This is a genomic window from Streptomyces sp. NBC_00490, assembly GCF_036013645.1.
Classification (GTDB): Bacteria; Actinomycetota; Actinomycetes; order Streptomycetales; family Streptomycetaceae; genus Streptomyces; species Streptomyces canus_F.
Genome location: NZ_CP107869.1, coordinates 2,933,954 through 2,953,750 on the forward strand (window position 1 = coordinate 2,933,954; position 19,797 = coordinate 2,953,750).

16 protein-coding genes and 1 riboswitch are annotated in these 19,797 nt (G+C 72.1%); of the genes, 12 read left to right on the plus strand and 4 right to left on the minus strand.

Annotated elements, in window-relative coordinates; all coding sequences use genetic code 11:
• Positions 1–176: 176 nt before the first annotated feature.
• Positions 177–1,070 carry a KPN_02809 family neutral zinc metallopeptidase gene (gene ypfJ, locus OG381_RS13200; protein WP_327716292.1) on the plus strand — a complete coding sequence of 298 codons (894 nt, stop codon included), beginning with the start codon at positions 177–179 and terminating at the stop codon, positions 1,068–1,070.
• Positions 1,071–1,176: 106 nt separating this feature from the next.
• Positions 1,177–1,590 carry a VOC family protein gene (locus tag OG381_RS13205; RefSeq protein WP_327716293.1) on the plus strand — a complete coding sequence of 138 codons (414 nt, stop codon included), beginning with the start codon at positions 1,177–1,179 and terminating at the stop codon, positions 1,588–1,590.
• A 7-nt stretch (positions 1,591–1,597) separates the two neighbouring features.
• Here OG381_RS13205 and OG381_RS13210 read toward each other — a convergent pair whose 3' ends face one another.
• The 3 genes from OG381_RS13210 to OG381_RS13220 form a co-directional block, all read right to left on the minus strand.
• Complete coding sequence (locus OG381_RS13210; protein WP_327716294.1) at positions 1,598–2,920, minus strand: hypothetical protein; 1,323 nt, start codon at positions 2,918–2,920, stop codon at positions 1,598–1,600.
• A gap of 244 nt (positions 2,921–3,164) precedes the next feature.
• Positions 3,165–4,292, minus strand: a complete 1,128-nt coding sequence (locus OG381_RS13215; RefSeq protein ID WP_327716295.1) for an alpha/beta hydrolase — start codon at positions 4,290–4,292, stop codon at positions 3,165–3,167.
• Between the two features lie 119 nt (positions 4,293–4,411).
• On the minus strand, positions 4,412–5,143 hold the full coding sequence (locus OG381_RS13220) for a class II aldolase/adducin family protein (RefSeq protein WP_327716296.1): 732 nt from the start codon (positions 5,141–5,143) through the stop codon (positions 4,412–4,414).
• 196 nt (positions 5,144–5,339) lie between these two features.
• Between OG381_RS13220 and OG381_RS13225 the strand changes: the two genes are divergently transcribed.
• From OG381_RS13225 to cobI, 10 genes are all read left to right on the plus strand, one after another.
• Entirely contained in the window at positions 5,340–6,089 is a 750-nt protein-coding gene (locus tag OG381_RS13225) for a lysozyme (RefSeq protein WP_327716297.1), read from the plus strand.
• A 144-nt stretch (positions 6,090–6,233) separates the two neighbouring features.
• Positions 6,234–7,481 (plus strand): inorganic phosphate transporter, encoded by a 1,248-nt coding sequence (locus OG381_RS13230; protein ID WP_327716298.1) that lies wholly within the window; start codon positions 6,234–6,236, stop codon positions 7,479–7,481.
• A gap of 34 nt (positions 7,482–7,515) precedes the next feature.
• Positions 7,516–7,737, plus strand: coding sequence for a hypothetical protein (locus tag OG381_RS13235; protein ID WP_327716299.1), 222 nt, complete (start codon positions 7,516–7,518; stop codon positions 7,735–7,737).
• A gap of 132 nt (positions 7,738–7,869) precedes the next feature.
• A riboswitch (cobalamin riboswitch) is annotated at positions 7,870–8,009 on the plus strand.
• A 101-nt stretch (positions 8,010–8,110) separates the two neighbouring features.
• Positions 8,111–9,052, plus strand: a complete 942-nt coding sequence (locus OG381_RS13240; protein ID WP_327716300.1) for a cobalamin biosynthesis protein — start codon at positions 8,111–8,113, stop codon at positions 9,050–9,052.
• Positions 9,049–10,560 carry a cobyric acid synthase gene (locus OG381_RS13245; RefSeq protein WP_327716301.1) on the plus strand — a complete coding sequence of 504 codons (1,512 nt, stop codon included), beginning with the start codon at positions 9,049–9,051 and terminating at the stop codon, positions 10,558–10,560. Before OG381_RS13240 ends, OG381_RS13245 begins: the two co-directional genes overlap by 4 nt.
• Positions 10,557–14,213 (plus strand): cobaltochelatase subunit CobN, encoded by a 3,657-nt coding sequence (gene cobN, locus OG381_RS13250; RefSeq protein ID WP_327716302.1) that lies wholly within the window; start codon positions 10,557–10,559, stop codon positions 14,211–14,213. The genes OG381_RS13245 and cobN overlap by 4 nt, the downstream gene beginning before the upstream one ends.
• Positions 14,210–16,204, plus strand: a complete 1,995-nt coding sequence (locus OG381_RS13255; protein WP_327716303.1) for a putative cobaltochelatase — start codon at positions 14,210–14,212, stop codon at positions 16,202–16,204. The genes cobN and OG381_RS13255 overlap by 4 nt, the downstream gene beginning before the upstream one ends.
• Positions 16,204–16,803 (plus strand): cob(I)yrinic acid a,c-diamide adenosyltransferase, encoded by a 600-nt coding sequence (cobO, locus tag OG381_RS13260; protein WP_266894205.1) that lies wholly within the window; start codon positions 16,204–16,206, stop codon positions 16,801–16,803. Before OG381_RS13255 ends, cobO begins: the two co-directional genes overlap by 1 nt.
• On the plus strand, positions 16,803–18,257 hold the full coding sequence (locus OG381_RS13265) for a cobyrinate a,c-diamide synthase (protein WP_327722452.1): 1,455 nt from the start codon (positions 16,803–16,805) through the stop codon (positions 18,255–18,257). The genes cobO and OG381_RS13265 overlap by 1 nt, the downstream gene beginning before the upstream one ends.
• Positions 18,254–18,985, plus strand: coding sequence for a precorrin-2 C(20)-methyltransferase (gene cobI / locus OG381_RS13270; protein WP_327716304.1), 732 nt, complete (start codon positions 18,254–18,256; stop codon positions 18,983–18,985). The genes OG381_RS13265 and cobI overlap by 4 nt, the downstream gene beginning before the upstream one ends.
• Before the next feature lie 26 nt (positions 18,986–19,011).
• On the opposite strand, the gene OG381_RS13275 is transcribed toward cobI, so the two are convergent.
• Positions 19,012–19,740 (minus strand): ZIP family metal transporter, encoded by a 729-nt coding sequence (locus OG381_RS13275; protein ID WP_327716305.1) that lies wholly within the window; start codon positions 19,738–19,740, stop codon positions 19,012–19,014.
• Positions 19,741–19,797 lie beyond the last annotated feature (57 nt).

The window sequence follows — 19,797 nt, forward strand, 5'->3', positions numbered from 1 at the left end:
GGGCGGCTGAGGACGTTCCCGCCGTCTAATGCGCGAGGAGAATGGCCATGGGCCAAGTCTAACGGGGCCGTGCAACCACTTTTCTGAGTTCGGGTGTTCGATGGCACACGGTGCGGTGTCCCCCGTTCGGGTGAACGCCCGCGGCCGTGCCCCCGACACCGGGCGAGGATGGCCGCATGCAGTTCGACGACGACGCCCCGCTGGACACCTCCGAGGTCCAGGACGTGCGCGGCAGCCGCATCCCCGGGGGCAGGGCGACCGTGGGCGGCGGCATCGCCGGGCTGATCGCGCTGCTGCTGGGGCTGTTCTTCGGGGTCGGTCCCGACCAGCTCGGGCTCAGCGACGAAGGAGGCGACCGTCCCGTCGCCACGGCTTCCGGCCTCGCCGAGGTCCAGGAGTCCTGCCGCACCGGCCAGGACGCCAACACCAGGGACGACTGCCGCATGGTGGCCGTGGTCAACAGCGTCCAGGACTACTGGGACCAGGAGTTCCAGCGGCGCGGCGGGACGTACACCCGCTCCCCCACCGTCTTCTTCAGCGAGCGGGTCGGCACCGCGTGCGGCGCGGCCACCTCGGCGGTCGGGCCGTTCTACTGCCCCGGTGACCGCAAGGTCTATCTGGACCTGGGCTTCTTCGACGAGCTGCGCTCCACCTTCGGCGCGAGCGGCGGCGCCTTCGCCCAGGCCTATGTCGTCGCGCACGAGTACGGGCATCACGTGCAGGACCTGATGGGCACGCTGAGCCGGTCGCAGGACGGGCGCACCGGCGAGAACAGCAACGCGGTGAAGGTGGAACTGCAGGCCGACTGCTACGCGGGCGTGTGGGCGCACCACGCGACCACGACGAAGGACGAGTCGACGGGGCGGCCGCTGATCACCAGCCTCACCGAGGCGGACATCGCCGACGGTCTGGACGCGGCGGCGGCCGTGGGGGACGACCGGATCCAGGAGCGGTTCCAGGGACGGGTGACGCCGGAGTCGTGGACGCACGGATCGGCGGCGCAGCGGCAGCAGTGGTTCCACCAGGGCTTCGAGACCGGCGACATGGCCCGGTGCAACACCTTCCGCTGAGCCGTCCTGACGGTGTTCCGGCTGGTCGGACCGTGTTGTCAGTGGTTGCTGCGAGACTGGCGGCAGGTTCGGATTCGCGGCATTTGATCACAAGGGAGTGATCGGCATGGCAGGCACGAGCAATGGGCGGCCCAGCGTCTTTCCCACGTTGCTGTACGCGGACGCCAAGGCCGCGGTCAGGCAGCTCACGGAGGCTTTCGGTTTCTCCGAACTGGCGGTCTTCGAGGGCGAGGACGGCAAGGTGGCGCACGCCGAGCTGGCGCAGGGCAACGGCGTGATCATGCTGGGCTCGAAGGGCACCGGCAGCAAGTTCGACACCGCCATGAAGGACGCCGGCACCACCGGGGTGTACGTCGTCGTGGACGACGTCGACGCACACCACCGACGGGCGGTGGAGCAGGGCGCGGAGATCCTGATGCCCCCGACCGACCAGGACTACGGATCGCGCGACTACATGGCCCGCGACCTCGAGGGCAACGTGTGGAGCTTCGGGACGTACGCCCCCGAGATCACGGCCTGACCCGCTGTCAGCTGCTCCCCGTGTGCACCTGGAAGGCCGCCCGGCGGACCGCCTTGGCGAGGGCGGGGTCGGGGTGGGCGGCGGCGAGCGCGACCAGGACCTGCACCGTGCGGGGGTGACCGACGGCGCGCACCTCGTCGAGCAGCATGGGGATCGTGGGTTGCACCGCGGACTCCAGATGCCGCACCAGCAGCGGGGCCTCCCCGTGGTCGGCGACGGCGGCGGCGGTGTCGACCCACAGCCACGTGGCCTCCTCCCGGGTGAGCACCTCGTGGGCGTCCTCCGGGTCGGCACCGTCGTGCACGGCGAGCCACAGCAGGGCGTACGGCCGCAGGGTCGGCTCGTCGACGACCGCGCGCACATCGGGCTCGGCGGGGGCGCCGACGACGCGCAGCGCCTCGAAGGCGAGACCGCGCAGCAGGGCGTCCTCACCGCGGGCGGCGCCGAGGAGTTCGGTGACGGCGCTGCCGACCGGGCGGGCGGCGAGCCAGGCCCGGTACTCGTCGCGGGCCGCCTGGGGGCGGAGCTGGGCGCAGCCGCGGAGCATCTCCTCGGCGACGGCCTCGATGTTGCCGGCGGGGCTCTGCGCGGCGACGCAGATCTGCTCCAGCTTGACCCAGACCGCCCAGCTGCCGAGCGGGGTCAGCGTGGCCTGCCCGTCGCCGTAGGTGAGGGCGCCGACGGAGGCGAGGGCGTGCAGGGCCCAGTCGAGGAGGGGGCCGAGCGGGGTGTCCCGGGGCGGTGTCTGGTCCGGGTCGGGCTGCGGGCCGTAGGGGATCTCGCAGCGTTCGGTGCGCAGTTCGGTGACCCGCTGCTCCAGGAGGTCCAGCAGCTGTTCCACGGGCACGGGCCCGGCGGAGAGCTGGAGGAAGGAGAGCACCTGCGGCATGGCGGAGACGACCTCGGCGACCGTGGCGGCCTCGTGCTCCGCGGGTTCCGGGTGGGCGAGCGACCAGGCGTCGAAGAGGGCGACCCAGCCGCGCAGGACGGCGCTGTCGTCGCGGTCCCAGGCGCGCAGGCGCCAGCCGGGGCGGGCGCTGTCGCCGTGCACCTCGACGAGGCCGGCGAGCCGGGCGGTGTCCCACTCGGCACGCACCTGAGCCGGGCTCAGGCCCAGCGAGGCCGCGGCCTGTTCGGCGCTGGCGTCGGACAGGGTGGCCTTGGCGTCGTGCTGCCCGGCGTCCCGGTCGGGGCCCAGGGCGGCGTCGGCCCAGTGGGCGACGCGGGCGGCGCCGGCCAGGAGGAAGCGCGCCATTCTGGCCAGCTCGGCCCGGGCCGGGGTGCCCTCCGGGGGGCGGGGTGCGGGGCGGCGCGAGGGCCGCTGGGTCATCGCTCGGGGGGCGGCGGCCAGGGGTCGCGGTCGGACGAGTCGAAGCCTGGAGTCGCGCGGGATACGGGACGTCACGGGTGCAGTCTTCCGGTTGACGGTCCGAAAACCCAAACGGAATGTAACGGCGGGCTACGGAGAGGGCCAACGCAGGGGTCCCGGCGGGCGGCCGAGGGCCGGGAACCAGCCAGTGGTACGCCCTTAAACGGAACCGGTGGGCAGGTTCGCCGGGTGCCGTCGGCGGCCGTTACATCAGCGGGGTCAGAAAGCGGCGGAGCGCCTCTTCGTACCCCGCAGGGTCGGCGTTCCACATGGCTCCGTGCGGGGCGTGCGCGACGGTGTGGAGGGCGATCAGGTTGGGGCGGGCGGCGGCGAGGCGGCACGAGTGGTCCCAGGGGGCGATCGTGTCGTCGGGGCCGTGGACGATCAGGGTGGGCACCTTGAGGAGGTCCGGGTCGGCGGCCTCGGCGGCGGCGTCGGCGTGCAGTCCGGTGCGGCCCTGGGCGGCGCGGACGGCGAGCGGCAGCAGGGCGCCGGGGGTGCGGCGGGCGGTGGCGAGGGCGCGCAGGGTGGTCTGCCAGCTGAGCACCGGGGAGTCCAGGATCAGCCCGGAGACGCGGTCGCGGACCCCGGAGTGGGCGGCGGCGCGCAGCGCCATGGTGGCGCCGGTGGACCAGCCGTGCAGGATGACCTTCCTGGCGCCGTGGCGGACGGCGTAGCGGATCGCCGCGTCCAGGTCGCGCCACTCGGTCTCGCCGAGGTGGTTGAGGCCGTCCGGCGGGCGGGGCGCGCCGAGGTCGCCGCGGTAGGCGGGGGCGAGTACCGGGAAGCGGCGGTTCGTGAGGAGCTCCATGCCGTTCAGGGAGAGTTCGCGGGTGGTGCCGAGGCCGTGCACGCAGATGACCCACGTGCTCCGTACGCCGGGGACGAACCAGGCGGGCAGGGTGCCGAGTTCGCCCGGGATCTCGACGTCCTCGTGGTCGAGGCCCAGGGCGGATCCGGGGTCGCCGATGTGGGTGTTGGGGGTGAACCACACCGTGTCGCCGGGTCGCAGGGTGCCGTGGGTGACGCGTTCCAGGCGGCGTACGACGGTGTCGGCGGAGTGGGACGCGGAGTCGAGGACGGGGCCGACGACCGCGTGGGTGGTGTCGCCGGAGAGGCCGTAGGTGCCGGGGCGCAGGGCGGCCAGGTCCCGGGTGAGCGCGACCTGGCCGGCGGCCGTGGCGTGCACGGTGAGCCGGGGTTCGTTGGGCAGCGGACGGCCCGGGGGCGCCTTCAGCGCGGCGTCGCTGGCGAGTCGTCCGGCGGCGACGCTCGCGGCGCCGGCGGCCAGGGCCATGGTGACGGCTGCTGCCGTCGCTTTGACTGTGCGCACCCGTCCAGTGTCCTGGCGGACCCGGTCACGGGCCAGTGGGAGGACGATTCGGAGTGATGCGGGACAGTTCGCCGCCGCCGGGACCGGTCATCGCGAGGACGGCCGGGCGCTCGGCCGTGTCACTCGCGCTGCCCGTACCCCCGTAGCCGCTCCCCCGCCTCGGCCACCTGTTCCGGCGACAGCAGGGTCGGGGCCAGGCCCGGCACGGAGGACGCCGTCAGCCACAGGCGGCACATCCATTCCAGCTGGGCGGTGCGGCCGTAGGCCTGGTCCAGGGTGGTGCCGTAGGTGATCGTGCCGTGGTTCCGCAGGAGGCAGGCGGTGCGGTCGGCGAGGGCGTGGAGCATGTTCTCGGCCAACTCCTCGGTGCCGTATGCCGCATATGAGGCAACTCGGACTGCGCCGCCGAGGGCGCCGGACATGTAGTGGATCGCCGGGAGCTCCGGGACGAGCGTCGAGACGGCCGTCGCGTGGACGGCGTGGGTGTGGACGACGGCGCCGGCGTCGGTGGTGCGGTAGATCGCGAGGTGCATGGGGAGTTCGCTGGTCGGGACAAGTGAGCCCAGGACCCGGCGGCCGTCGAGGTCGACGCCGGTCACGTCGTCCGGTGTCAGCCGGTCGTACGGCACACCCGAGGGTGTGACCAGCACGGTGTCGCCGACGCGCACGGAGACGTTGCCGGAGGTGCCGACGACGAGTCCGTCGGAGACGGTGCGGCGCGCGGTGGCGACCAGTTCCCCCCAGGCGGGCACCTCCTCGGCGCGCACACTCCGCCGCCACGGCTCCGGCACATCCGGTGCGCCCTCTCCGGCGCCCCGTCCGTCCCGCCGGTCGCGTCGCTGCTCAGCCATGCCGCGATCCTGTCAGGTGGGGCCGCCGAACGCGGCCGGGCGGGGGCACTTTAGGACGGAGGCCAGGCGTCCGGAAGGTCGCAAATGCGGACACTTCCCCCTCTGTGACGGCTTGGCCGTAGAGCGCCGGGCAGGCGCGGAGCTTCCAGTAATCTCTGCCTGTTTTGTCGTGCACGTCGCCATTCCGGGGGGAAATATGGCTCGTGATCGCAAACCGTCCCGCCACCGCGGCCGCGTCCTCGCCGCGTCCGTGGCGGCGCTCACCCTCGCGGGGACCGCGCTGGCCGAGTCTCCGGCGTCCGCGGCCGGTAAACCCAAGGGGCACGACGTCTCCTCGCATCAGAAGAACGTCGACTGGCAGAAGGCGAAGTCCAAGGGAGCGAGGTTCGTCTACGTCAAGGCGACCGAGTCCCACTCCTACCGCAACCCGTACTTCGACCAGCAGTACAACGGGGCGCGCGACGCGGGCCTGATCCGCGGGGCCTACCACTTCGCCCTGCCGGACAAGTCGTCGGGCAGGACACAGGCGGCGCACTTCGTACGCAACGGCGGCGGCTGGAGCGCGGACGGCTGGACGCTGCCGCCGGCGCTCGACATCGAGTACAACCCGTACGACAGGAAGCACAAGTGCTACGGCCTCAAGAAGGCGAAGATGGTCAGCTGGATCAAGTCCTTCAGCAACGAGGTGAAGCGACTGACCGGGCGCCGCCCGGTGATCTACACGACCGCCCACTGGTGGAACACCTGCACCGGCGGCAGCGGGGCCTTCGCCTCGAACCACGCGCTGTGGGTGGCCCGCTACAACGCGGCGGACGCCGGGGCGCTGCCGGCCGGGTGGGGGTACTGGACCATCTGGCAGTACGACAACGGCGGCAGCCTGCCGGGTGATCAGAATCTCTTCAACGGGTCCCCGGCACAGCTGAAGAAGTTCGCCCGGGGCGCGTAATCGGGCGGCGGTCGGGCCGCGCTGGAGGATCGGAGGGGAATCCCTCGGTTCCAGACACCGTGCGGCCCGCCTCAGTTCATCTTCCGTTCACCCTGGTTACCTACGTTCGACGAGCCAATGACGCTCGAACGATTGCCTGGGTAAATGGAAAACTTCTCGCTGATCCTCGCGATTGTGGTGGTAACCGCACTTGCGTTCGATTTCACGAACGGTTTTCACGACACCGCCAACGCGATGGCCACCACCATCTCGACCGGTGCACTCAAGCCCAAGGTCGCGGTGGCCATGTCCGCCGTGCTGAACCTTGTGGGCGCCTTCCTTTCCGTGGAGGTCGCCAACACGATCTCCAAGGGTCTCGTCGACGAGAGCGGCATACGTCCCGAGGTCATCTTCGCCGCCCTGGTCGGCGCGATCCTCTGGAACCTGCTGACCTGGCTGGTCGGACTCCCCTCCAGCTCCTCGCACGCCCTCATGGGCGGTCTGATCGGTGCCACCATCGCCTCCGCGGGCATGGGCGCGGTCCACGGTGACGTCCTGGTCACCAAGGTCCTGATCCCGGCAATCGCGGCGCCCATCGTCGCGGGCCTCGCCGCGATGCTCGCGACCCGCCTCTCCTACTCCATGGGCAAGAAGGCCGACGGCAAGGCCGCCGCGAAGGGCTTCCGCGCCGGCCAGATCGCCTCGGCGGGCCTGGTCTCGCTGGCCCACGGCACCAACGACGCGCAGAAGACGATGGGCATCATCACCCTGGCCCTGGTCGCCGGCGGCGCCGTCGCTCCCGACTCCGACCCGCCCACCTGGGTCATCCTCTCCGCGGGTCTCGCCATCGCGCTCGGCACCTACCTCGGCGGCTGGCGCATCATCCGCACGATGGGCAAGGGCCTGACCGACCTCCAGCCGCAGCAGGGCTTCGCCGCCCAGACCAGCGCGGCCACGGTCATCCTCGCCTCCTCGCACCTCGGTTTCTCCCTCTCCACCACGCACTCGGTCTCCGGTTCGGTGATGGGCGCGGGCCTCGGCCGCAAGGGCGGCGTCGTCCGCTGGTCCACGGCGACGCGGATGTTCGTGGCGTGGGGCCTGACCCTGCCGGCCGCGGCCATGGTGGGCGCGCTGGCGGAGTGGGTCACCGGCTTCGGCGACTGGGGCACGGCGGTCGTGGCGGTCTTCCTCATCGCCTCCAGCGCGGCGATCTGGAAGCTCTCGCGCCGCGAGGTCATCGACCACACGAACGTCAACGACAGCGACGAGGAGCCGGCCGGCGTGGTGACGACGGCGATCGCCGCGGTCACCCCTCCCCCGGCGGGCACGGTGACCGAGGACCTCACGGCCACGATCCCGGCCCCGGTCCCGACCGTCGCCCCGGAGCCCGCCGCTCCGCCGGCCGCCGTCTGAGCCCGCCGCACCCAGGAACGAAGGAATCACCGACATGAAGATCGACTGGGAAGCGCTGAGTTCCGTCTTCGGCGTCAGCCTCGTGGTCACCGTGGCCCTCGTGGCCCTGTTCACCCTCGGCATCATGGGCCTGTCCCGCCAGGAGCGGGCCACCGCCCAGGGCGGATCCGCGGCCCTCGCGGTCACCGGCGCCTACGCCTGCTTCGCGGCGTGCGCGGCGGCGGTGACGTACGGGATCTATCTGATCGTCGCCTGACGCGACGAGCGGACACCCCGTGGGGTGCGGGACGGTTCACCGTCCCGCACCCCACGTTTTTGTCGCGCCCGCAACCCCCCGTGTGTGGGCCTCAGCACACTCTCCCGTCCCAGGTCAACGGCAAGTTGACGGCCCTTCCGGGCCCGTGGTGGACTGCCGGGGCCATGTACGACGGCAGAAGAGGAAGCCGGTGGAAGTCCGGCGCGGTCCCGCCACTGTGACCGGGGTAGGTAGCCCCGGGAGCCAGGAACTCTCGTCGTCGGTCTCGTCGAACCAGGGCGTGGACACCCTGAGTGAGGACATATCGCCATGCTCGCCTGCCGTTTGAGATACCGCACCAGGTCGCTGTCCGACGCCACGGCCGGCTGAGCCGATGCGTGCCGATCGCGTCTTCGCGTACGGCGCCGCCGCCGGACTTCTCGGTGACCTGCTGCTCGGTGATCCACGCCGGGGGCATCCGGTCGCCGTGTTCGGGCGGGCCGCGGGTGCCGTGGAGCGGGTGTTGTGGCGGGACCACCGGGGGTGGGGGGCCCTGCACACCGCGGTGTGCGCCGGGGGCTCCGTCGCGCTCGGAGCCGTGGCGCAGAAGGCCGTACGTCCCTCCCCCGCCGCCTCCGTCGCGCTGACCGGTGCCGCCACCTGGGCCGTCGTGGGCGGCACTTCGCTCGTGCGCGAGGCACGCGCCATCGGGCGGGCCCTGGAAGCCGGGGACGTCGAGGCGGCGCGGGAGCGGCTGCCTCATCTGTGCGGGCGGGATCCGCAGGCCCTCGACGCCGACGGGATCGCCCGGGCCGTGGTCGAGTCCGTCGCCGAGAACACCTCCGACGCCGTCGTGGGGGCCCTGGTGTGGGGGGCCGTGGGTGGCGTGCCCGGGCTGCTCGGGTTCCGCGCCGTCAACACCCTTGACGCCATGGTCGGGCACAAGTCGCCGCGGCACCGGCGGTACGGCTGGGCCTCGGCGCGGCTCGACGACGTCGCCGGGTGGCCGGGGGCCCGGCTGACCGCCGTACTGGCCGCTGTCGCCGGGAGCGATCCACGGGGGGCGCTGCGGGCCTGGCGCGCCGACGCGGGCAAGCATCCGAGCCCCAACGCCGGGCCCGTGGAGGCCTCGTTCGCCGGGGCCCTGGGTGTGCGGCTCGGCGGGACCTTGTCGTACGCGGGGCGTGTCGAGCACCGGCCCGTGCTGAATCAGGAGGGGCGTTCCGTGGAGGTCCAGGACATCGAGCGGGCCGTACGGCTGTCCCGTCGCGTCGGTCTGCTCGCGCTCGGCGCCAGTGTCGCCGCGCGGGCCGCTCTCAAGGCGCGTGCGTCATGAGCGGCGGTGGGCTGCTCGTCGCCGGCACCACCTCCGACGCGGGCAAGAGTGTCGTCACCGCCGGGATCTGCCGGTGGCTGGTACGGCAGGGGGTCAAGGTCGCGCCCTTCAAGGCGCAGAACATGTCCCTCAATTCGTTCGTGACCCGCGAGGGTGCCGAGATCGGGCGGGCGCAGGCCATGCAGGCCCAGGCCTGCCGTGTCGAGCCGACCGCGCTCATGAATCCCGTGCTGCTGAAGCCGGGTGGCGAGCAGAGCAGTCAGGTCGTGCTGCTCGGCAAGCCGGTCGGTGAGCTCAGTGCGCGCGGCTACCACGGGGGCCGCCAGCAGCAGTTGCTCGGCACCGTGCTGGACTGCCTCGCCGAACTGCGGGGCACGTATGACGCGGTGATCTGTGAGGGGGCCGGCAGTCCTGCCGAGATCAATCTGCGGCGGACCGACATCGTCAACATGGGCATCGCCAGGAATGCCCGGCTCCCTGTCCTCGTCGTCGGCGACATCGACCGCGGGGGCGTCTTCGCCTCCTTCTTCGGGACCGTCGCGCTGCTCTCGCCGGAGGACCAGGCCCTCGTCGCCGGGTTCCTCGTGAACAAGTTCCGCGGCGATGTCAGCCTCCTGGAGCCCGGGCTCGACATGCTCCACGGCCTCACCAGACGCCATACGTACGGCGTGCTGCCCTTTCAGCACGGGCTCGGCATCGACGAGGAGGACGGGCTCCGGGTCTCCCTGCGAGGGACCGTACGGGAGTCGAACACGGCCCCGCCCGTCGGCGAGGACGTGCTGCGGGTCGCCGTCTGCGCGATCCCGCTCATGTCCAACTTCACCGACGTGGACGCCCTCGCCGCCGAACCGGGCGTCGTCGTACGGTTCGTGGACCGGCCGGAGGAACTGGCCGACGCCGACCTCGTGGTGATCCCCGGGACCCGGGGGACGGTCCGGGCCCTGGAGTGGCTGCGGGAGCGGGGACTGGCGCGGGCCATCGAGCGCAGGGTCGCCGAACAGCGGCCCGTCCTCGGCATCTGCGGCGGCTTCCAGATCCTCGGTGAACACATCGAGGACGAGGTCGAGAGCCGGCGGGGGCATGTCGAAGGGCTCGGCGTACTGCCCGTGCGGGTGCGGTTCGCCCGCGAGAAGACCCTCACCCGGCCGGAAGGCGAAGCCCTCGGCGAGCACGTCGCCGGGTACGAGATCCATCACGGGGTCGCCGACGTCAGTGGCGGCGAACCGTTCCTGGACGGCTGCCGGGTCGGCCAGACCTGGGGCACCCACTGGCACGGCTCGCTGGAGTCGGACGGCTTCCGGCGGGCCTTCCTGCGCGAGGTGGCCGCCGCCGCGGGCCGCCGCTTCGTACCGGCCCCCGACACGTCGTTCGCCGCGCTGCGCGAGGAGCAGCTCGACCGGCTCGGCGACCTCATCGAACAGCACGCGGACACCGACGCGCTGTGGCGGCTCATCGAGTCCGGCGCGCCGCAAGGACTGCCTTTCATTCCACCGGGAGCGCCTGCATGAGCACTGTGTTGTTGTTGTCGACCGCCGACACGGACCTGCTGGCGGCCCGTGCCGCTTCCGGTGCCGACTACCGGATCGGCAACCCGACCCGCGTGGACGTCGCCGAGGAGCTGCCCGCGCTCGTCGAGGGCGCCGACATCGCCGTCGTACGGCTGCTCGGCGGCAAGCGCGCCTGGGAGGACGGGCTGGCCGCGCTGAAGGCCGCCGGGATCCCGACCGTGCTGCTGGGCGGCGAGACCGTTCCGGACGCCGAGTTGATGGCCGAGTCCTCGGTGCCGGCCGGTGTCGTGGCCGAGGCGCTCCGATACCTCGTCGAGGGCGGGCCCGCCAACCTGACCGAGCTGGCCCGGTTCCTGTCCGACACCGTCCTGCTGACCGGCGAGGGGTTCGACGAGCCGCAGAAGATGCCGGAGTACGGCGTCCACGGCGAACGGACCTACGTGGAAGGCCGCCCGACCATCGGCGTGCTCTTCTACCGGGCCCATGAACTCAGCGGCAACACCGCCTTCGTGGACACCCTCTGCGACGCCGTCGAGGCACGCGGCGCCAACGCCCTTCCCGTGTACTGCGGTTCGCTGCGCGGCGCCGACGCGGAGTTCTACGAACTGCTGACCAAGGCCGACGCCCTCGTCGCCACCGTCCTCGCCGCCGGCGGCACCCACGCCTCGCAGGCCTCGGCCGGCGGTGACGAGGAGGCCTGGGACATCGGGGCGCTCGCCGACCTGGACGTGCCGGTGCTGCAAGGACTCTGCCTCACCTCGTCGAAGGCCGCCTGGGACGAGTCCGACGCCGCCCTCTCCCCCATGGACGCGGCGATGCAGGTCGCGATCCCCGAGTTCGACGGGCGGCTGATCACGGTTCCCTTCTCCTTCAAGGAGCAGGGTCCGGACGATGTCCCGGTCTATGTCGCCGACCCCGAGCGGGCCGCGCGCGTCGCCGGGATCGCCGTACGGCACGCCCGGTTGAAGCACAAGCCGAACGCCGAGAAGAAGCTCGCGCTCGTCTTCACCGCGTACCCGACCAAGCACTCCCGCGTCGGCAACGCGGTGGGACTGGACACGCCCGTGTCGGCGGTGCGGGTGCTGGACGCGCTCCGGGACGCCGGTTACGTCGTCGAAGGGCACCCCGACAACGGTGACGAGCTGATCCACCGGCTCATCAACGCCGGTGGCCACGACGTGGAGTGGCTCACCGAGGAGCAGCTGGCCGCCGCGCCCGCGCGCGTGCCGCTGGCCGACTACCGGGCATGGTTCGACAAGCTCGACCCGGAGCTGCGCAGCGGCATGCTGGAGGCCTGGGGCGAACCGCCGGGCAACCTGTACGTCGACGGCGACGACATCGTGCTCGCCTCCCTCCAGTTCGGGAACGTCGTCGTGATGATCCAGCCGCCGCGCGGCTTCGGTGAGAACCCGATCGCGATCTACCACGACCCGGACATGCCGCCGTCGCACCACTACATGGCCGCCTACCGGTGGCTGGACAACAGCTTCGGCGCCGACGCCGTCGTCCACATGGGCAAGCACGGCACGATGGAGTGGCTGCCCGGCAAGGGCCTCGGCCTCAGCGGGGGCTGCGCGCCGGACGCCGTCCTCGGTGAGCTGCCGCTCATCTACCCCTTCATCGTCAACGACCCCGGTGAGGGCACCCAGGCCAAGCGCCGCGGGCACGCCACCGTCGTCGACCACCTGGTCCCGCCCATGGCGCGTGCGGACACCTACGGCGACCTGGCCAAACTGGAGCAGCTCCTCGACGAGTACGCGCTCGTCTCCGACCTGGACCCGACGAAGGCACCGGCCGTGCGGGCGCAGATCTGGACGCTGGTGAAGGCCGCCGAGCTCCACCACGACCTGCATGTCGAGGACCAGCCGGACGACGACGCCTTCGACGAGTTCGTCATGCACATCGACGGCTATCTGTGCGAGATCAAGGACGTGCAGATCCGCGACGGGCTGCACATCCTCGGCGGGGGCCCGGTCGACGAGGCACGGGTCAACCTCGTGCTCGCCGTGCTGCGCGCCTCACAGGTGTGGGGCGGGCAGGCGAACGCGCTGCCGGGACTGCGGGCCTCCTTCGCGGCCCATTTCGGGCTGGTCGAGAAGGAGTTGCTCGCCGAACCCGGGGCGCCGCTGAAGGTGCCGGTGGAGCTCTCCGACCTCGTCAAGGGCCCGTCGCGTACGGCCGCCGACGCGATCGACCTGCTGGAGCAGCTGTGCCGGCGGGTCGCGGAGGGGATGGAGGCGCGGGGCTGGGACGCCGCGCTCGTCCCGGCTCTCGTCCGTGATGTGCTCGGCACCGAACTGCCCGACGCGGTCGCGGTGCTGGAGTTCGCCTGCGACGAGGTCGTACCGCGGCTCGCGAGGACCACCGACGAGATCGGCCACATCCTCAAGGCGCTGAACGGCGGTTACGTCCCCGCCGGACCGTCCGGCTCCCCCACCCGCGGTCTCGTCAACGTGCTCCCGACCGGCCGCAACTTCTACTCGGTCGACCCCAAGGCCATTCCGTCCCGGCTCAGTTGGGAGGTCGGGCAGTCGCTCGCCGACTCGCTGGTGCAGCGGTATCTCCAGGACACCGGCGAGTACCCGAAGTCCGTCGGTCTGACGGTCTGGGGTACCTCCGCGATGCGCACCCAGGGCGACGACATCGCCGAGATCCTCGCGCTGCTGGGCTGCCGTCCGGTGTGGGACGACGCCTCGCGACGGGTGACCGGCTTCGAGATCATCGGCCTGGAGGAGCTGGGCCGTCCCCGTATCGACGTGACGGTCCGCATCTCCGGCTTCTTCCGGGACGCGTTCCCGCACGTCGTCGCGCTGATCGACGACGCCGTGCGCAAGGTCGCCGAGCTGGCCGAGCCCGCCGACCGGAACTTCGTCAAGGCCCACGCCGACGAGGACACCGCCGAGCACGGTGACCGGCGGCGCGCGACGGCCCGTATCTTCGGCTCCAAGCCGGGTGCGTACGGCGCGGGTCTGCTGCCGCTGATCGACGCGCGCAACTGGCGCTCGGACGCGGACCTCGCCGAGGTGTACGCCGTCTGGGGCGGTTACGCCTACGGGCGCGGGCTCGAGGGACGGGCGGCGCGCGGGGACATGGAGACCGCGTTCAAGCGGATCAACATCGCCGCGAAGAACGTGGACACCCGCGAGCACGACCTCGTCGACGCCGACGACTACTTCCAGTACCACGGCGGCATGGTCGCCATGGTCCGCCACCTCACGGGCGCCAACCCCGAGGCGTACGTGGGCGATTCGGCCACCCCCGACCAGGTGAAGACCCGCACCCTCGGCGAGGAGACCCACCGCGTCTTCCGCGCCCGCGTGGTCAACCCGCGCTGGATGGCGGCCATGCGCCGGCACGGCTACAAGGGCGCCTTCGAGATGGCGGCGACCGTCGACTACCTCTTCGGCTACGACGCCACGGCGGGCGTGGTCGACGACTGGATGTACGAGAAGCTCAGCGCCGAGTACGTCTTCGACCCGGAGAACCGGGACTTCATGAAGAAGTCCAACCCGTGGGCGCTGCGCGGCATCACCGAGCGGCTTCTGGAGGCCGCCGACCGTGGCCTGTGGGCCGAGCCGGACGCGGAGACGCTGGAGCGGCTGCGCGCCACCTACCTGGAGCTCGAAGGCGACCTGGAGGGCGACGACCAGTGACCACCCCCTTTCCCTTTACGGCCCTCGTCGGACAGGACGATCTGCGGCTCGCGCTGCTGCTGAACGCCGTGTCGCCGGCGGTCGGCGGTGTGCTGGTGCGTGGTGAGAAGGGCACGGCCAAGTCCACGGCCGTACGGGCGCTTTCGGCGTTGCTGCCGGAGGTGCCGGTCGTCGCCGGGTGCCGTTTCTCCTGCGACCCGGCCAAGCCGGACCCGGCGTGCCCGGACGGGCCGCACGAGGCCGGTAACGGCGTCGAGCGCCCCGCCCGCATGGTCGAACTCCCGGTCGGTGCCTCCGAGGACCGGCTCGTCGGATCGCTCGACATCGAGCGGGCGCTCGCCGAGGGCGTGAAGTCCTTCGAGCCGGGCCTCCTCGCGGACGCGCACCGCGGCATCCTTTACGTCGACGAGGTCAACCTGCTCCACGACCACTTGGTCGACCTGCTGCTGGACGCGGCGGCGATGGGCGCGTCGTACGTCGAACGCGAGGGCGTCTCCGTACGGCACGCCTCGAAGTTCCTGCTCGTCGGCACCATGAACCCCGAAGAGGGCGAGCTGCGACCGCAGTTGCTCGACCGGTTCGGGCTGACCGTCGAGGTCGCGGCCTCGCGGGAGCCGGACCAGCGGGTGGAGGTCGTACGGCGGCGGCTGGCGTACGACGACGATCCGGGCGGGTTCACGGCGCGTTGGGCGGACGAGGAAGCTGCTGTACGGCAACGGATCGTCGGCGCGCGGGAGTTGTTGCCGTCGGTGCGGCTGGGCGACGGTGCGCTGCGGCAGATCGCGGCGACCTGCGCGGCGTTCGAGGTGGACGGCATGCGGGCCGACATCGTGATGGCCCGGACGGCCACCGCGCTGGCGGCCTGGGCGGGGCGGACCGAGGTGCTCGCGGAGGACGTGCGGCAGGCCGCGCTGCTCGCGCTGCCGCATCGGCGCCGCCGCAACCCCTTTGACGCGCCGGGCCTTGACGAGGACAAGCTCGACGAGACGCTGGAGGAGTTCTCCGGTGATGGCGAGGGCGACGAGGATCCCGATCCGGACGGGCCCGGTGGGGGTGGCGGTCAGCCGCCCTCCGAGGGGCCGCAGGACGACGGTTCCTCCGGCGCTCAGCCCGAGGCCGGTGACGGCGGTGAGCCGCAGGCCGGTGGTGCCGGTGCGGGTGAGCAGTCCGCCGTACGGGCTGCCGAGCCCTTTCGTACCAAGGTGCTCAGCGTGCCGGGGCTCGGGGACGGGGTCGCCGGGCGGCGTTCGCGGGCGCGGACCGAGCACGGCCGGACGACCGGTGCGCGACGGCCGCGGGGGGCGCTGACCAAGCTGCACCTGGCGGCGACCATGCAGGCTGCCGCCCCGCATCAACGGGCGCGCGGGCGGTCCGGGCCCGGCCTCGTGGTGCGCCGGGACGATCTGCGGCAGGCGACGCGGGAGGGGCGCGAGGGAAACCTCGTGCTGTTCGTCGTGGACGCCTCCGGTTCGATGGCGGCGCGGCAGCGGATGAGCGCGGTGAAGGGTGCCGTGTTGTCACTGCTGCTGGACGCGTACCAGCGGCGGGACAAGGTGGGGCTGGTGACGTTCCGGGGTTCGGCGGCGGATGTGGCGTTGCCGCCGACGTCGTCCGTGGACGCGGCCGCGGCGCGGCTGGAGACGTTGCCCACCGGTGGGCGGACGCCGCTTGCCGCCGGGCTGCTGAAGGCCCATGACGTGCTGCGGGTCGAGCGGCTGCGGGATCCCGCGCGGCGGGCGCTCGTCGTGGTCGTGACCGACGGTCGGGCCACCGGCGGGCCCGAGCCCGTCGCGCTGGCCTCGCGGGCGGCCCGGCTGTTCGCCGCCGAGGGGGTCGCCTCCGTGGTCGTCGACTGTGAGTCGGGGCCGGTGCGGCTGGGGCTGGCGGGGCAGCTCGCCGGTGAACTGGGCGGTACCGCGGTCACATTGGACGAGCTGCGGGCGGACTCCATCGCCGGGCTCGTGAAGGACGTACAGAGGAGGGCCGCGTAATGCCTCAGGGGCAGCCGAGTGTGGTGCCGGACGACGGTCTGACCACGCGTCAGCGTCGTAACCGGCCTTTGGTGGTCGTGCACACGGGGATCGGCAAGGGGAAGTCGACCGCCGCCTTCGGGCTCGCGCTGCGGGCCTGGAACCAGGGGTGGCCCATCGGGGTGTTCCAGTTCGTCAAGTCGGCGAAGTGGAAGGTCGGCGAGGAGAACGCGCTGCGGGTTCTCGGCGCCAGTGGCGAGGGTGGCTCCGTCGACTGGCACAAGATGGGTGAGGGCTGGTCCTGGGTCCAGCGCGACCAGCAGATGGACAACGAGGAGAAGGCCCGGGAGGGCTGGGAGCAGGTCAAGCGGGACCTGGCCGCCGAGACGTACCAGCTGTACGTGCTCGACGAGTTCGCCTATCCCATGCACTGGGGGTGGGTGGACACCGATGAGGTGATCTCCGTGCTGCGGGACCGGCCGGGCACCCAGCACGTCGTCATCACCGGGCGGAACGCTCCCGAGAAGCTGGTCGACTTCGCCGATCTCGTGACCGACATGTCCAAGGTCAAGCACCCCATGGACGCCGGGCAGAAGGGCCAGCGGGGTATCGAGTGGTGATGTCCTCGTCCGTTTCCGTTCCTCGGCTGGTCATCGCCGCGCCCTCGTCGGGCAGCGGCAAGACCACCGTTGCCACGGGGTTGATGGCCGCGTTCGCCGCGCGGGGGCTTGCCGTGTCTCCGCACAAGGTGGGTCCCGACTACATCGACCCCGGGTATCACGCGCTCGCCACCGGGCGGGTGGGGCGGAATCTCGACGCGTATCTGTGCGGGGCCGAGTTGGTCGGGCCGCTGTTCGCGCACGGGGCGCGCGGGTGTGACATCGCCGTCGTCGAGGGCGTGATGGGGCTGTACGACGGGGCCGCGGGGGAAGGTGAGCTGGCGTCCACGGCGCATGTGGCGAAGCTGCTGCGGGCGCCGGTGGTACTGGTCGTGGACGCGTCGTCGCAGTCGCGGTCGGTGGCGGCGCTGGTGCACGGGTTCGCCTCCTGGGATCCCGAGGTGCGGGTCGGGGGCGTGATCCTCAACAAGGTCGCTTCGGATCGGCACGAGGAGTTGTTGCGGGAGGCGTTGGACTCGGCCGGGGTGCCGGTGCTCGGGGTGTTGCGGCGGGTGGCTCAGGTGGATACGCCGTCGCGGCATCTGGGGTTGGTGCCGGTCGCCGAGCGGCGGGCGGAGGCGGTGGACGCGGTGGCGGCGATGGCCGCACAGGTTTCCGCCGGGTGCGATCTCGAGGCGCTGGTGGGGTTGGCTCGGGGTGCGGGCGTGTTGTCCTGTGCGGCTTGGGATGCGGCTGAGGTCCTGGCTTCTTCGCCCCCGCCGCCCCTTCCCGTCCCGACCCTGGGGGCTGCGCCCCCAGACCCCCGCTTTCGGCCCGAAGGGCCTCGTCCTCAAGCGCCGGACGGGCTGAAGGCACCGGTGGTCGCCGTCGCCGGTGGGTCCGCGTTCACCTTTTCCTACGCCGAGCATGCCGAGTTGCTCGGCGCTGCCGGGGCCGTCGTCGTGCCGTTCGATCCGCTCCGGGACGAGCAACTGCCTGACGGTACCCGTGGGTTGGTCATCGGGGGTGGGTTTCCCGAGGTGTATGCGTCTGAGTTGTCGGCCAACGAGCCGCTGCGTAAAGCCATCGGGGAGCTCGCTCTCAGCGGTGCTCCCGTGGCCGCCGAGTGTGCCGGGCTGCTCTATCTGTGCCGGGAGCTCGACGGGCTGCCGATGTGCGGGGTGCTCGACGCCTCCGCACGGATGAGCGAGCGGCTGACGCTCGGGTACCGGGATGCCGTGGCCGTGAGCGACAGTGCGCTCGCCGTCGCGGGGACCCGGATGCGCGGGCACGAGTTTCACCGGACCGTCGTCGAGCCGGGCTCGGGGGCGGCTCCCGCCTGGGGTGTGCGCGCCCCTCAACGGCGGGTCGAAGGTTTCGTACAACAAGGGGTGCACGCGAGTTATGTGCACACGCACTGGGCCTCGCAGCCCGGTGTCGCCCGTCGGTTCGTGGAGAGGTGCCGGACGTCATGAGCAGCAAGCTGGTCGGGGTCGGGGTAGGGCCCGGTGATCCGGAGCTGGTGACCGTCAAGGGCGTCAACGCTCTGCGGGCCGCCGATGTCGTCGTCGTGCCGGTGATGGACACCGGGGAGCGTGGGCGGGCCGAGGCCACGGTCCTGCACTACGTGGGTCAGGAGAAGGTCGTACGGGTCGTGTTCGCGCTCAACGAGCGGACCGACCGGGCCCGGCGCGAGACCGCCTGGGACGCCGCCGGGGATCGGGTCGCCCAGCTGCTCGCCGAGCACTCCTGTGTCGCCTTCGCCACCATCGGCGATCCGAACGTGTACTCCACCTTCACCTATCTCGCGCAGACCATCGCCGAGCTCGTGCCGGGGACCGTCGTGGAGACCGTGCCGGGCATCACCGCCATGCAGGATCTCGCCGCCCGTTCCGGTGCCGTGCTCACCGAGGGGACCGAGCCGCTGACGCTCGTGCCGGTGACCGCCGGGGCCGCGGCACTCAAGGAGGCCCTCGCCGGGCCCGGGACCGTGGTGGCGTACAAGTTCGGGCGGCAGGCCCAGGAGGTCGCCGAGGCGCTGCGGGAGACCGGGCGGATCGACGACGCCGTATGGGGGTCCGCGCTCGGGCTGCCGGAGGAGTCGGTGCGGCCCGCCTCCGAGCTCGGCGAGGCCGCGCTGCCCTATCTCTCCACTCTCATCGCGCCCGCCCCGCGCGGCGGCGGTCGGGGCGGCAAGCTGTGACACCCCCCGGTCCGCCCGCCAGAGGCTCAGTCGGCGACGCCGACCACCAGCCAGATGAACGCCGCACCCGCGACCGTGCACAGCAGGGTCGAGCGGGCGGGGTGTTCGTGGTGCGCCTCGGGGAGGATCTCGGCCGCCGCCAGGTAGAGGAGCGCGCCGCCGAAGAAGCCCAGATAGGCGCCGAGCAGCTGCTCCGGGATGGTGAGGAACAGGGTGGACGCGGCTCCCGCCACCGGGGCCACCGCGTCCGCGAACAGCATCGCGAGGGCTTTGCGGCGGGCGTTCCCGTACAGGCTCGTGATCGTGTACGTGTTGAAGCCGTCCGCGAAGTCGTGGGCGATCACCGCCAGGGCGACGGCCGTGCCCATGCCGCCGCCGACCTGGAAGGCCGCGCCGATCGCCACGCCGTCCATCGCGCTGTGACCGACCATCGCGGCCGCGGCCGTCAGGCCCACCTCGGGGACCCGGCCGTCGTGCTCCTCACCGCCGTGGGCCGCCTGGCGGACCGCCAGCAGACGTTCCACCAGATGGGCCAACAGGAAGCCGGCCACGAACAGCAGGAGTGCCGCCGGTACGCCGAACACCTCGGTGCCCGCCGCCTCCAGCGCCTCCGGCAGCAGGTCCAGGCCCACCACGCCCAGCATCAGGCCGCCGGCCAGGCCGAGGACGAGGTGACGGCGGTCGGTGACGCGTTGTGCCGTCCAGCCGCCGGCCAACGTCATCAGGAACGCGCCGAGCGCGACGAACACCGCCATGGGCCCTTCGTATCCGATCAGGCCCTGTGCGCGCACATCCAGCTGCCCTGTGAAGCT